The organism is Deinococcus budaensis (assembly GCF_014201885.1).
Taxonomy (GTDB): Bacteria; Deinococcota; Deinococci; order Deinococcales; family Deinococcaceae; genus Deinococcus; species Deinococcus budaensis.
Window position 1 is genome coordinate 54,142 of record NZ_JACHFN010000003.1, and the last position, 12,833, is coordinate 66,974.

The 12,833-nt window shown below is 73.3% G+C and carries 14 protein-coding genes; 5 read left to right on the forward strand and 9 right to left on the reverse strand.

Translation table 11 applies throughout. The features are described from left to right. Positions 1 to 38: 38 nt before the first annotated feature. The 4 genes from HNQ09_RS05130 to HNQ09_RS05145 form a co-directional block, all read right to left on the reverse strand. A complete protein-coding gene (locus HNQ09_RS05130; RefSeq protein ID WP_184026912.1) occupies positions 39 to 1,172 on the reverse strand; it encodes a cysteine desulfurase family protein in 1,134 nt (377 codons plus the stop codon). 124 nt (positions 1,173 to 1,296) lie between these two features. Beyond that, positions 1,297 to 3,030: a PASTA domain-containing protein gene (locus HNQ09_RS05135; RefSeq protein WP_184026392.1), complete on the reverse strand. Its 1,734-nt coding sequence runs from the start codon at positions 3,028 to 3,030 to the stop codon at positions 1,297 to 1,299. Between the two features lie 74 nt (positions 3,031 to 3,104). Further along, entirely contained in the window at positions 3,105 to 3,401 is a 297-nt protein-coding gene (locus tag HNQ09_RS05140) for an AzlD domain-containing protein (RefSeq protein WP_184026395.1), read from the reverse strand. After that, positions 3,398 to 4,153, reverse strand: coding sequence for an AzlC family ABC transporter permease (locus HNQ09_RS05145; protein WP_343057619.1), 756 nt, complete (start codon positions 4,151 to 4,153; stop codon positions 3,398 to 3,400). The genes HNQ09_RS05140 and HNQ09_RS05145 overlap by 4 nt, the downstream gene beginning before the upstream one ends. 40 nt (positions 4,154 to 4,193) lie before the next feature. Between HNQ09_RS05145 and HNQ09_RS05150 the strand changes: the two genes are divergently transcribed. Then, positions 4,194 to 4,667 (forward strand): TlpA family protein disulfide reductase, encoded by a 474-nt coding sequence (locus tag HNQ09_RS05150; RefSeq protein ID WP_184026400.1) that lies wholly within the window; start codon positions 4,194 to 4,196, stop codon positions 4,665 to 4,667. Here HNQ09_RS05150 and HNQ09_RS05155 read toward each other — a convergent pair. Together HNQ09_RS05155 and HNQ09_RS05160 are read right to left on the reverse strand one after the other, a co-directional pair. Then, a complete protein-coding gene (locus tag HNQ09_RS05155) occupies positions 4,664 to 5,818 on the reverse strand; it encodes a permease prefix domain 1-containing protein (RefSeq protein ID WP_184026402.1) in 1,155 nt (384 codons plus the stop codon). The genes HNQ09_RS05150 and HNQ09_RS05155 overlap by 4 nt on opposite strands. Continuing rightward, positions 5,815 to 6,144, reverse strand: a complete 330-nt coding sequence (locus tag HNQ09_RS05160) for a PadR family transcriptional regulator (protein WP_184026404.1) — start codon at positions 6,142 to 6,144, stop codon at positions 5,815 to 5,817. Before HNQ09_RS05160 ends, HNQ09_RS05155 begins: the two co-directional genes overlap by 4 nt. Before the next feature lie 227 nt (positions 6,145 to 6,371). On the opposite strand from HNQ09_RS05160, the gene HNQ09_RS05165 reads away from it, so the two are divergent. The 4 genes from HNQ09_RS05165 to HNQ09_RS05180 all read left to right on the forward strand — a co-directional run bounded on the left by HNQ09_RS05165 (position 6,372) and on the right by HNQ09_RS05180 (position 10,158). Further along, on the forward strand, positions 6,372 to 7,037 hold the full coding sequence (locus HNQ09_RS05165; RefSeq protein ID WP_184026407.1) for a hypothetical protein: 666 nt from the start codon (positions 6,372 to 6,374) through the stop codon (positions 7,035 to 7,037). After that, entirely contained in the window at positions 7,034 to 8,032 is a 999-nt protein-coding gene (locus tag HNQ09_RS05170) for an ADP-ribosylglycohydrolase family protein (RefSeq protein WP_184026409.1), read from the forward strand. Before HNQ09_RS05165 ends, HNQ09_RS05170 begins: the two co-directional genes overlap by 4 nt. Then, positions 8,019 to 8,636 (forward strand): nucleotidyltransferase family protein, encoded by a 618-nt coding sequence (locus tag HNQ09_RS05175; RefSeq protein ID WP_343057620.1) that lies wholly within the window; start codon positions 8,019 to 8,021, stop codon positions 8,634 to 8,636. Before HNQ09_RS05170 ends, HNQ09_RS05175 begins: the two co-directional genes overlap by 14 nt. A gap of 73 nt (positions 8,637 to 8,709) precedes the next feature. After that, positions 8,710 to 10,158 carry an NAD-dependent succinate-semialdehyde dehydrogenase gene (locus tag HNQ09_RS05180; RefSeq protein ID WP_184026411.1) on the forward strand — a complete coding sequence of 483 codons (1,449 nt, stop codon included), beginning with the start codon at positions 8,710 to 8,712 and terminating at the stop codon, positions 10,156 to 10,158. A 73-nt stretch (positions 10,159 to 10,231) separates the two neighbouring features. Here HNQ09_RS05180 and HNQ09_RS05185 read toward each other — a convergent pair whose 3' ends face one another. From HNQ09_RS05185 to HNQ09_RS05195, 3 genes are all read right to left on the reverse strand, one after another. After that, positions 10,232 to 11,032, reverse strand: a complete 801-nt coding sequence (locus tag HNQ09_RS05185; RefSeq protein ID WP_184026413.1) for a MetQ/NlpA family ABC transporter substrate-binding protein — start codon at positions 11,030 to 11,032, stop codon at positions 10,232 to 10,234. A gap of 71 nt (positions 11,033 to 11,103) precedes the next feature. After that, positions 11,104 to 11,760: a methionine ABC transporter permease gene (locus HNQ09_RS05190; RefSeq protein ID WP_184026415.1), complete on the reverse strand. Its 657-nt coding sequence runs from the start codon at positions 11,758 to 11,760 to the stop codon at positions 11,104 to 11,106. Further along, a complete protein-coding gene (locus HNQ09_RS05195; protein WP_184026417.1) occupies positions 11,757 to 12,734 on the reverse strand; it encodes an ATP-binding cassette domain-containing protein in 978 nt (325 codons plus the stop codon). The genes HNQ09_RS05190 and HNQ09_RS05195 overlap by 4 nt, the downstream gene beginning before the upstream one ends. Positions 12,735 to 12,833 lie beyond the last annotated feature (99 nt).

The following is a 12,833-nucleotide window of genomic DNA, read 5'->3' on the forward strand; positions in this document are numbered from 1 at the left end:
GGGGAGATTCTAAGCCCAGCCCGGCCCCCGGACCGCCCTCAGGCCCGGCTGAACTCGGCCGCCTGCCGCAGGGCCGCCGCCGCCGCGTCCACCTCGGCGGGGGTGGTCGCCGCCCCGAAGCTGAAGCGCAGCGAGGCGCGGGCCTCGGCCTCCGAGAGGCCCAGGGCGGTCAGCACGTGGCTGGGCTGCATCGTCCCGGCGGCGCAGGCGCTGCCCGCGCTGGCGCAGACGCCCAGCAGGTCGAGGTTCATCAGCAGGGCTTCGCCGTCCGCACCGGGAACCGTCACCGAGGCGACCTTGGGGCTGCCCCCGGGCGGATGGTTGACCCGCAGACCCGGAATGCAGGCCACCCCCTCCAGAAAGCGGTCACGCAGGGCGGCCAGGTGCGCGTGGGTCGCCTCCCGCGCCGCCTGGGCGTGGGTGAGGGCCACCCCCGCCGCGTAGACGCCCGCCGTGTTCTGGGTGCCGGGGCGCACGCCGCCCTCCTGCCCGCCCCCCAGGGTGACCGGGGGCAGCGCCGCGCCGCGCCGCAGGTACAAGAAGCCCACCCCGCGCGGCCCGCCCCACTTGTGCGCGCTGAAGGTGGCAAAACGGACCCCCCAGCCGGTGAGGTCGAGTGCCAAGACGCCGGGCGCCTGCACCGCGTCGGTGTGGTACGGCACCCCCCGCGCGGCGGCGACCGCCGCCAGCGCAGGCGTGTCCTGCACGGTGCCGGTCTCGTTGTTGGCGTGGTGGATGGACACCAGCGCGGTGTCGGCCCGCAAGACCTCCGCGAGCTGGTCCGGGGCGTAGCGGCCCTCCCGGTCGGGCGGCAGGAAGGTCACGTCCCAGCCCTGGGCCGCCAGCCAGCGCGCGGGCGCCAGCACGGCGGAATGCTCGGTGAGCGTGGTGACGAGGTGGCCGGGCCGCCCGTGGGCCTCCCGCCAGGCCTGGGCCACCCCCAGCAGCACGTGGTTGTCTCCCTCGGTGCCGCCCGCATTGGCGATCAGGGTCCGGGGGTCCACCCCCAGCGCGGCGGCAACCTGGGCGCGGCCTTCTTCCAGCCGCTCACGGGCGGCCTGCCCCGCCGCGTGAACGGAAGCCGGATTGCCGGGCAAGGCGGCGGCCCGCGCGTAGGCGGTCAGCGCCTCGGGCGTCATGGGATGGGTGGCGGCGTAGTCGAGGTAGATCATGGGAAGTGCGAACACGGCACAGGCCAGGGCCGTGGGAGACCCAGGCTACCAGCCAAGGGGACGTCGAAAGGTCACCTCGTGCCGTGAGGGAGGCGGGGAAGCCGAACCGCTTCCCGAGCAGCCTCTACGGCGTGACGGTGGCATACTCCTGGCCGTCACGGCGGATGATGAACACGGCGTCGCCGCGCACCTGCTCGTCACCCTCGGCCAGCGCACCCGCGAACTGGCTGCTGTCGGTGGCCCCGTACAGCTCGCGCTCGCCGTCGGCGTCGCGCACCGAGATGGTGTAGTTGCCCGCTGGCAGGTCGGCGGGAAACTCGTAGCGGAAATTCACGGTGCGCGGGGGGGCCTCCGGGGGAGCCGCCGCGTCGTCGGCGGGGGGAGCCGCAGGCAACTGCTCGGGCGCGGCGGGGGCCTCGGGCAGGCTCTCGGGCGGGGGCGCAGGCGTCGTGGACCCGGCGGCGGGCGTCTCCGGGGTCAGCGTCTCTGGCGTCGGCGTCTGGGCCGGGGGCGTGACCGCAGGCGCGCCGCCGTCCCCTTCGCTGGGAACGCCCAGTTCTGGCTCGGGGGTCTCGGGCACCGGGGGCGGGGGCAGCGGCAGGCTCTCGGTGGGCTGGCTGGGCGCGCTGGCGCGGGCGGTGGCGACCGTCAGCACGACCGGGCTGCCGACCGGAACCCGCACGTAGTTGGCCGGCGTCTGGTCCAGCACGGTGTTCTCGGGGGCGTCACTGGGCTGCTGAATGACGCGGGTCACGACCAGACCGGCAACGCGGACCTGCTGGAGAGCGGCCGCGTAAGGCAGGCCCGTCAGGTTGCCCAGCCAGGTCTCCTTGCCGCGTACGCCGGTCGAGACCATCAGCTGCACCGACTGGCCGCGCTCCAGGGTGGCCCCCGCCTCGGGCACCTGCGCGATCACGCGGCCCTGGGGCGTCTTGGTGAGGGTACCGTCGGCGCGGATGACCTTGCCCAGCGCGAGCGCCCCGTCCCGCAGCGCGGTGCGGGCCTGGTCCACCGTGAGTTCCTCCAGCCGGGGCACCGGCACCGAGGGCGGGTTATTGACGGTCAGCGTGACCAGTCGGCCCACCGGGAGGTTGGTCCCGGCGGCGGGGTCCTGGCGAATCACGGCGCCGATAGGGACGCCCTGCGCGTCCCCCAGCGCGTACTCGACCCGGAAGCCCGCCCGGGTGAGGCTGCGGGCCGCGTCCTGGCCGGGTTTCCCGGTTACGGCGGCCACCTCGCGCACGGGGGGGTTGAGGTAGACCCGCGCGGCCTGGGTCCCCAGGTACACGGCGCCGCCCAGCAGCAGCAGGCCCGGCACGAAGCTCAGCCACGCGCCCGGCTCGCGCCGGCGCTGGCGGCGCACCCGGCCGCCGCTCAGCGCGGCCAGCGCCTGGGCGTTGAGGCGGGCGACCTCCTCGGGGGTGCGTTCTGGCGGCGCGGGGCGCAGGTAGGCCACCCGCACGTCGCGGCCCTCGACGACCACGTCGGCGTCGGGCAGGGCGTAGCCGTGCTCGGCCAGCGCGGCGGCCAAGGCGCTCACCGCCTGCACCGTCTCCTCGTGCTTGACCGGCTGGGCGGCGACCTCGGACAGGGGCGTGCCCGTCACCGGCTGCCACACCGCGTAGTAGGCGCCGGGGCGCGCCACCACGTCGGTCAGGCCCGCCGGGGCCACGGCGCGCAGGGCCGCGCGGTAGGCGTGAAAGCCCTGCCGCGCGGCGGGCGAGGTCACGTCGAACCACGCGACCTGCCGGGTCACGCCCTCGCCCGCCCGGACCTCGCTGAGGGTCACGTGCCCCTCGCGCGACACCTCCCGCACGATCTCGTATTTTCCGTCGATCACCGCCGCCTGCCCCGTCATGCGCCGCCAGCATAGCGCGGCGGGGACCCCCAGGGGCCACGGCCTCCCCTGGCGCCCCGGTCCGGCCCCGCCACTCAGAGGCCCAGCAGCCGCGCCGCCCAGTACGCCGCGAAACCGCCCAGAATCCCCAGCGCGAGGTGGCGGGTGCGCCACATCAGCCCCGCGCCGACCAGGCAGGCGACCAGCCGCCGGGGCCACTCGGGGCTGCCCAGGATGTCGGGCACGATCAGGGCCGCGAACACGCTGACCGGCACGAAGCGCAGGAAAGCCAGCCAGAAGGGCGGCAGCCGCAGCCGCCCCAGGCTGAGGCCCAGCAGCCGCACCGGGTAGGTCGCCAGCCACATCAGCCCTATGACGGCCAGAACGCTCACGGCTGCACCTCTGACGGCTGAGCCTCCGGCACTTGGCCCTCGGCTCCCGCCCCTGAACCCCGGGTGACCAGCCAGGCCCCCAACAGCGCCCCGCCCACCCCGGCGAGCAGCACCACCAGGCCGCCGGGCAGCGCGCGCGCGAGGCCCCAGGCCCCCAGGCCCGACGCGAGGGCGACCAGCACGGCTTTGCGGTCTCTCAGCAGCGGCACCAGCAGCCCCAGGAAGGCCAGCGGGAAAATCACGCCCACCCCCAGCGCGGCGGGGTCGGGGAGCACGGCGCCGGCCAGCGCGCCCGCCAGCGTGGCGGCGTTCCACACGGCGTACAGGCTGAGTTCGGCCCCCAGCAGAAAGGCAAAACTCAGGCCCCCCGGCTCGCGCGGGCCGTGGACCACCGCCACCCCATACGCCTCGTCGGTCAGGAACTGTGCGGCCAGGGTGCGCTGCGGCCGGCTCAGCGGCACCTGCCGCGCCAGGCTCAGGCCGTACAGGACGTGCCGGGCGTTGAGCAAGAAGGTGGTGGCGACGATCCCCCACGCCGAGGCCCCGCCCGCGAACAGCCCGGCGGCGGCGAACTGCGAGGCGCCCGCGAACACGGTCAGGCTCATCAGTTGCGTCTCCCACAGGCCCAGACCCGCCGCCCGCGCGGTGACCGCGTAGGCCACCGCAAAAGGAATCAGGCCCAACCACAGCGGCGTCAGGGCACGGAAGCCGCGCCAGAACGGGGGCCAGAAAGCACCAGCGGAAGCACTCACGCCCCGCACGATAGCGGGGGGACCGGGGTACGCTCGCTCCATGCTTTCTTCCCTGCCCTGGCCCGCACCCGAGGACTTCGTGCATGGCGAAGCCCTGCCCCCGCCCGCTGCCTGGGACCGCCCCGGCCTGGTGATGGTCTTTAACCTGGAATGCGCGGGGTGCGTGTCGCGCGGCCTTCCCTTTCTGAAGCGGCTGCACGCCGAACACGGCGAGCGGGTGCGGCTGCTGGCGCTGCACACCAGCCGGGGCCACCGCCCCCTGGCGCGGGAGGATGTGGAGCCGACGCTGGTGAAGTTCGCCCGCGACTTCGCCCGGCTGCCTTTCCCGGTCGCGCTCGACGTGTCCGGGGACCTCGCCCGCGCCTGGGAGACGGAGGGCACGCCCCACTGGCTGGCCTTTGCGCCCGGCGGTAAGCTCCTGCGCAGCGTGTACGGCAGCCAGGACAACGCCCAGACCCGCCTCGCGTACCTGCTGGAAGAACAGGTCGGAGGCGGGCCGGGGGAGGAGGGTTAGTTGGCGTCGGAGGCGAGCTGGGCGGGGGTGAAGATGCCCGCTTTGAGGTTATTCAGGGGGACGTTGGTAACCCGGACGAGGAGGGCCGGAATGCGCCCACCGCTGGGGTAGGGGGAGAGCTGGTCCACGCTGGAGACGAAGCGGAGCTTGCCCCGGCCGCTGCGAAGCCCGACCGAGCCGTCCGGCTGCACTTCGGCCGTATCTGTCTCATAGTCGTTTCCGGCGCTCCGACGGGTCACCATCAGCACCACTTCGCCCGCAGGCAGGCCCGTCTGAACGCGGTGGAGGGAGCCTCCGGTCAGGTTGTAGCTCACCGACAGGTCTGGAGGCGTGTTTGACGGTAGGGGTGGCAGCAGTCGCCCGACCAGCGCAATTACCACCTCTCCGTAAAAGTCCCGTCCCACCGTCTGCGATTCACCGCTGCCGAAGCGCAACTGCACCCCCCCTAGCCGCATCAGAGGAGCCGCGTAGCCGCTGAGGGTCAGGGCAGCGGGACCGCCGGCCGCGACATTCACCAGCGCGCTAGCAGGGATATACCCTTGGCCGTTCGTGGTGAACAAGGCGTTCAAGCGCCCGCCGCCACCCCCCGGCAGCCGAAAGTCGAGCGACCGTCCATCCACAATGTTCGCCTGCGCGCCCTGCGTGTTCAGGGCGTCGCGCACCGCAGCGAGGCTCAGGAAGGCGCCCCGGTAGGAGAGCGAATCATTGGACGTGTAGCACGTGACGTTCCCTTGCCGACTCACGACAGTGACATCCTGGGGAACCGTACCGCGTACACAACTGGGCTTGGCGGGCCGCTGCGTCAGCACGGGCAGGGTGATGACCTCTCCCCCACCCCCCGCTCCTGCATACAGCGCGGCGCTAAGAGCCAGGGCGGCGGCCGCCGCCGACAGCATCAATTTGGGCATCAGATACACCTGGGTCATTCCGGCGCTCACGCGGCTCGGCGGGCCGAGTTCGCCCAGCGCCTGGGAGAGGGCTTCGGCGGGGCCTGCGCCCAGCGCGCACAGCTGGTCTACCCGCGTCAGCACGTGGTCTTCGAGTTCGTCCCACAGTTCCTGACCGCGGGCGCGGGGTAGGCCCCAGGTCGCGCGGCGCAGGTAGGCGGCCAGCGGCGCGGGGGTGGGCTGGGCCACCACACCGCGGGTCATGTCCCGCCTCCGGCCAGCCGGGTCACGGCGCCGGAAAAGGCGCGAAATTCCTCGCGCTTCTCGCGCAGCGTCTCGCGGCCCCGGTCGGTCAGGGCGTAGTACTTGCGCGGCTTGCCGTTGCGCCCCACCTCGCCGGGTTCGGCGCGCAGCAGCCCGGCCTGCTCCAGCCGGTGCAGCGCCGGATACAGGCTGCCTTCCTTGAAGTCGAAGTAGCCCTCCGTCCGCTCGCGCGCCTGCTGGATGATGGCGAAGCCGTAGAGGGGCCGCGTCTCCAGCAGCGAGAGCAGAATCAGGTCGAGGTTGCCGCGCAGCAGGTCGGGGTTCATGGGGGCCTCCGGTGACAGGGTGGGCCGTGAGCCGCGCGGCGTCCCGTGCGGTCGCTGGCCCGGCAAACGAGCCTGGCAAAGCTTTGCCTGACTACATAGTTTGCCTGGGTAGAGAGTTTGTCAAGCCCAGTCTGTCTGGGTATTCGGAGGCTGCGCCCGGGTTCTGGGGCAAGGAAGCCGCGGCGAACGCCCCCCACCGTCTGCCATGCTGGCCCATGCGGCCCTGGATGGTCACAACCCCGCCGGTCGAGCGGTCACAGGAAGTGCTCAACGCTTTGCACGCCGTGCTGGAGACGAAAGACCCGGCGCGGTGGCGGGCGGGCGCGCCGCGCTGGCTCCTGCTGGACGGGCTGGCGGGAAAAGGCCACCTGCTGCACGGCTCGTCGCGGGGCGATCTGAGCGCGTTCGCCCCGCGCACGCCCCACGACCTCAGCCCGGATGAGTTCAGCAAACGCACGGGCGTCTTTGCGGCTTCGGACGGCCTGTGGGCGATGATGTACGCCCTGCGCGACCGCTCCCGCGCGGCGCGGATGCTGAATATGGCGCTCCAGGTGCAGCAGCCGGGCGGGGAGTGGTCCTCCATGCGCTATTTCCTGTCGCTGGCGCCGCGTGACCCGGCGGTCACGGACGGGCGCTCGCTGCTCTCGCCCGGCTTCGTCTACGTGCTGCCGCGCGCAGGCTTCGAGCAGATGCCGCCTTACGACTGGCCGGGTCTGGGCACGGTGCGCGAGCCGCACTGGGTCAGTCCGGACGGGGTACGGCCCTTGCTGTGCGTGCCGGTCACGCCTGCCGACTTTCCGCTGCCGGTCAGGCGACATGACGCGGCGCGGGTGGATGCGCTGTGCGCGGCAGACCCCTGGGGCTTTCCGTGGCTGAGCGAGAATGGGGCGTGACCACCCACCCACACCTGCACACGCTGCTCTCGCTGACCGCCGCCGACGCGCTGGGAGCGGCAACCGAGTTCAAGACGCCGGAGGCGATCCGTGCCCAGTACGGCGCAGAGTTCCGCGACTACCAGCCGGGCAGCGTGTTCGGCTTTGCTCCTGGCGAGGGCACCGACGACAGCCAGATGACGGTGGCGACCCTGCTGGGCTACGCGCGGGGTGGGGGGCTGGAGGGTGTCCTCGCCGCGCTGCGCGAGTGGCTGGGGGCCGGGCCGCCCGACGTGGGCAGCCTGACCCGCGCGGCGCTGTCCCACGGCAGGCTGGACGGGGGCGCGCGGGCCTGGACGCAGAGCGGCCACCAGAGCGCCGGGAATGGCGGCCTGATGCGGGTGGCCGCCGTATGGATCGCGGGCTTCCGGGAGGGGGACCTGGCGCGCGAGTCGGCCACGGTCACGGCCCTGACGCACACGGACCCGCGCTGCGTGGCCGCCAGCGTCTTTCTGACCGCCTTTCTGGAGGCGCTGGCGGGCGGCCTGCCCTACCGCCCCGCCGCCGAGGCCGCCCTGGGGGTGATGGACGGCCTCGACAGCCGCGCGGTGCTGGTCGAGGCCGGGCTGCTGGGGCTGGACACCCGCGCCGCGCACGACGCCTTCCGTGCCGGGGACCGCGCGGCCCACACCCAGGTGCGCGCCCGCGTCCGCGCCGCACTGGACGGCCACGTCACCTCGCAAAGCGGCTTTGTGCTCGACACGCTGGAGGCGGCGGTCGCCCACGCGCGGGCCGAGACCTGGCAGGCGGGCGTGGAGCGGGCCGTGCTGGGCGGCGACGACAGCGACACGGTGGCCTGCGTGGTGGGCGCCGTCGTGGGGGCGCGCGGGCTGGCGCTTCCGGCGCACCTGCTCCCGCCCCTGCGCCTGGGCCACAGCTGGCCGGGCTGGGAGCGCGGTTGGCGCTGCGTGGAACGTTTTCCGGCGCTGGTCGAGGGGGCGCGTGCGCGGGCCTGAGCTGGGGGTGCCGGAGCTGACCGCGCCGCAGTTCCTCGAAGTGATCCGGCGCAACCCGGTCAACGCGGCGATTCTGGACCGGCTCCCCGCGCTGGGGGCGCCGCAGGCCCACCTCGTCGCGGGGGCGCTGTTTCAGACGGTCTGGAACGTGCGCAGCGGGCGGCCCCCGGGAGAGGGCATCCGCGACTACGACCTGTTCTACTGGGACGCCGACCCCAGCTACGAGGCCGAGGACGCCGTGATTCGCCGCGCCGCCCTGCTCTTCGGGGACCTGGACGTCCGCATCGAAGTCCGCAACCAGGCCCGCGTTCACCTGTGGTTTCCCCAGAAACACGGGGTCACGCGCCCGCCGATCCGCAGCGCCCGCGAGGGCATCCGGCAGTTTCTGGTCGAATGCACCTGCGTCGGGGTGGACGCACGGGGCGAGCTGTACGCCCCCTGCGGGCTGGCCGACCTGGCCGCCGGAATCCTGCGGCCCAACGGGCACAACCATACGCCGGGCCTCTACGCCGCCAAGGTCGCGGACTACCGCGCCCGCTGGCCCTGGCTGCGGGAGGGCAGGGGCAGCCCGCAGGAGGAACCGTCACGCCCTCCGGCACCCTGAGTCGCCCCGGCTGTCCGGGCACCGCCCGGGGAAACGCGCGCCTGCTCTAAGCTGTCCCCAAAGGAGCGTTCCCATGACCCTGGACACCCCCCACCCCGGCAAGACCGCCAGCGACTCCGCCGAGCGGACCTACGCGACCGTCAATCCCTACACCGGCGAGACCCTGCGCGAGTTTCCTGCCCTGGATTCGGCGGAGGTGATTCCCACCGTCGAGCGCGCCCATCAGGCTTACCTCGCGTGGCGCGAGCGGCCGGTGGCCGAGCGGGCGGCGGTCGTGCGCCGGGCGGGGGAGCTGATGCTCGAGCGCACCGACGAGCTGGCCGCGCTGATCACCCTGGAGATGGGCAAGCTGCGGCGCGAGGCGCGCGGCGAGGTGGCCCTGGCCGCCAGCATCCTGGCGTACTACGGGGAGCAGGGGCCGGGCTTTCTGGAGCCGGAAGCCCTGCCCGTCGAGCGGGGCGAGGCGGCGGTGGTTCACGCGCCGCTGGGCGTGCTGCTGGGCATCCAGCCCTGGAACTTCCCGCTGTACCAGGTCGCGCGCTTCGCGGGGCCGAATCTGGTGGTGGGCAACACGGTGCTGCTCAAGCACGCCGAGATCTGCCCGCAGTCGGCGCTGGCGCTGGAGACGCTGTTCCGCGACGCCGGAGCGCCCGAGGGCGTCTACACCAACCTGTTTCTGAAGATCAGCGACGTGGAGACGGTGATCGCCCACCCGGCGGTGCAGGGCGTGTCCCTCACCGGCAGCGAGCGGGCGGGGGCCAGCGTGGCCGAGATCGCGGGCCGCCACCTGAAAAAGTGCGTGCTGGAACTGGGCGGCAGCGATCCCTTTATCGTCCTCGACGCGCCGGACCTGGACCGCACGGTCAAGGCGGCGGCGGCCGGGCGGCTGGGCAACACCGGACAAAGCTGCATCGCGGCCAAGCGGCTGATGGTGGTGGACGGGCTGTACGACGCCTTTGTCGAGAAGCTGGGGCAGGCATTTGCCGCGCTGCATCCCGGCGACCCCGCCGACCCCGCCACCCGCCTGGGGCCGCTGTCCTCGGAGCGGGCCGCGCGGGACCTGCACGCCCAGGTGCAGGACGCTGTTCAGCAGGGCGCCACCGTGGTCACGGGCGGCGGGCGGCCCGACTTGCCCGGCGCCTTCGTGGACGCGACGGTGCTCACCGGGGTCCGGCCCGGCATGCGCGCCTACTCGGAAGAGCTGTTCGGCCCAGTCGCGGTCGTCTACCGGGTCGCGGACGAAGACGAGGCGGTGGCGCTCGCCAACGCGTCCGCCTACGGCCTGGGGGGCGCGGTGTTTTGCAGCGATCCCGAGCGGGCGCGGCGGGTGGCCGACCGGCTCGACAGCGGCATGGTCTGGATCAACCACCCCACCTCCTCGCAGGCGGACCTCCCCTTCGGCGGAGTCAAGAACTCCGGCTACGGGCGCGAGCTGTCGCGGATGGGCATGTTCGAGTTCACCAACCGCAAGCTGGTGCGGACCCTCCCGGCGGGTGGGGGCGTGGGCCGGGTCGCGGGCTGAGCGGGGCGGCAGGGCAGCAGGAGGCCGGGGAGGCTTAGCTTGAGCCTCCCCGGCCTCCTGCCGCGTCCTGCCCTCAGAAGGCCGGAACGACCGCCCCGCCGTACTTCTTCAGCAGGAAGGCCTTGACCTCCGGACTCTGGAGCGCCCGCACCAGCTTGAGGTAGTCGGGATTTTTCAGGGTGGCGGGCCGGGCCACGAGCAGGTTGGCGTAGGGGCTGCGGCGGTCTTCGAGCAGCAGGGCGTCCCTTTGGGGGTTCAGGCCCGCGTCGAGCGCGTAGTTGGTGTTGATGACGGCGGCGTCCACGTCGCCCAGCGCGCGCGGGAGCTGCGCGGCTTCCAGCTCGCGGAACTTCAGGCGCTTGACGTTGCTGGTGATGTCCAGCACGGTCGCCTGCACCCCCGCGCCCTTCTTGAGGCGAATCAGGCCCGAGCGCTCCAGCAACTTCAGGGCGCGGCCGCTGTTGCTGGGGTCGTTGGGGAGGGCGATGGTGGCCCCGGTCTTCAGGCTCTTCAGGCTGGTCACCCGGCGGCTGTAGACCCCGATGGGTTCGACGTGGATCTTGGCCCCGGGCACCAGCCCCAGGGGGCGGTTCTTCTGGAAGCCCGTCAGGTACGGCAGGTGCTGAAAGAAGTTCACGTCAATGCTGCCGTCGGCCAGGGCCAGGTTGGGCTGCACGTAGTCCGAGAACTCGCGCACGACCAGATTCACCCCCTGCTTGGCCAGGGCGGGCTTGACGAAATTCAGGATCTCGGCGTGGGGCACCGGGGTCGCGCCGACGCGCAGGGTTCCGGCCGAGGCGCCGGAGCTGAGACCGAAGGAGGCCAGAGCGAGGGCGGCGAGGGGCAGGGCAGTCAGGGGGGCAGTGGGGCGCATGGCAGTCTCCAGGGGCGTGAGAGATCGGGACCGGGCGGGCAGGGCCGCCGGGCAGAGGAAGGGCAACAGCTTCAGCGGTGGTCGGCGCGGCGGGCGGCGCGGTCACCGAGCCACTGCACGCCCTGCACGAGCAGGAGCAGCACGGCGACGGTGGCGAGCATCACGCCCGTCTCGAAGCGCTGGTAGCCGTAGCGGATGGCGAGGTCGCCCAGGCCGCCGCCGCCGACCGCTCCGGCCATCGCGCTGAAGCCGATCACGCTGACCAGCAGCACCGTGAAGCTGTGCAGCAGCGCGGGACGGGCTTCGGGCAGCAGCACCTTGCCGACGATCTGGGCGGTGGTGGTCCCCAGCGCGCGGGCGGCTTCGGCCACGCCGGAGGGCACGTCGCGCAGCGCCCCGTCCACCAGCCGGGCCACGAAGGGGATCGCGGCGACCGTCAGCGGCACCGTGGCGGCCGCCGGGCCGATGCTGGTCCCGGTCACCAGCCGGGTGAAGGGGATCAGCAGCACCAGCAGGATGATGAAAGGCAGGCTGCGGCCCACGTTCACCAAGGCGTCCAGCAGGCGGTGCAGCGCCCGGTTCGGCTTCAGACCGCCGGGGCGGGTCAGCGTCAGGGCCACCCCCAGCGCCGTGCCCAGCAGCTGGGCGATCAGGGCGGCGGGCAGCACCATCAGGACCGTTTCCAGGGTGGCTTGCCCCAGCAGCGGCAGCAGCACATCCGGCGTCATGCGCCCACCCCGGCGGGGCGGCGGGCCAGAGAGGCGGTGAGGTCGGGGGTGCTTGCCGGAAGCGTCAGCCAGGCGTCCACCCCCTGAGGGTGAGGCTCGGCCTGCACCAGCCGGGCGCCCAGCGCGGCCAGGGCACCCAGGGTGGAGGCGTCCAGGCCCGGCAGGGTCACGCGGCGCAGCGTCTCGCCGGGAGCCAGCGTCACCTGCGGGCGGTGCGCCTCCAGCAGGGCGCGGGTGACCGGGTGCCCCGGCGCGGCGAGCACCGGGCGCGTCTCGCCGCTCTCGACGAGCTGCCCGGCGTCCAGCACGGCGACGTGGGTGCAGGCGGCGCGGACGACCTCCAGCTGGTGGGTGACGACCACCAGGGTCAGGTCGCGTTCGCGCTGCAATTCGGTCAGCAGGGCCAGGATTCCGGCGCTCGTCTCGGGGTCCAGGGCACTGGTGGCCTCGTCCGCCAGCAGGAGGTCGGGGTCCAGCGCCAGGGCGCGGGCGATGCCGACCCGCTGTTTCTGGCCGCCCGAGAGCTGCGCCGGGTAGCGCCCCGCCAGGTCGGCCAACCCCACCTGCGCGAGCAGGTCGCGCGCGCGGGCCTCGCGGCGGACGCGCGGCACCCCGGCGAGTTCCAGCGGCAGGGTCACGTTGCCCAGGGCGGTGCGCTGCGCGAGCAGGTTGAACTGCTGAAACACCAGCCCGGTGCGCGCCTGCCGCGCCCGGCGTTCCGGCGCGCCCAGCGCGGCGAGGTCCTGGCCCTGCACCCGCACGCGGCCCGCGTCGGGCGTGTCCAGACCGCTGACGAGCCGGACCAGCGTGCTTTTGCCCGCGCCGCTGCGGCCGATGATGCCGGTGCGGCTGCCGCGCGGCACCGTGAGGGTCAGCTCGCGCAGCGCCGGGGCGGGCTGGCCGGGGTAGGTCTTGCTCACCGCCTCGAAGGCGAGGGCGGGAGGAGAAAAAATAGGGGCGGGGGAAGCGGTCATGAACAGTCCTCCGGGCGAGGAGCCGGAGGGGGCCATGACAGCCGAGACGAAACGTCCCCCTCCTGGGCGAAAACCGGAGAAGGGGGACGCCCAAGCGTG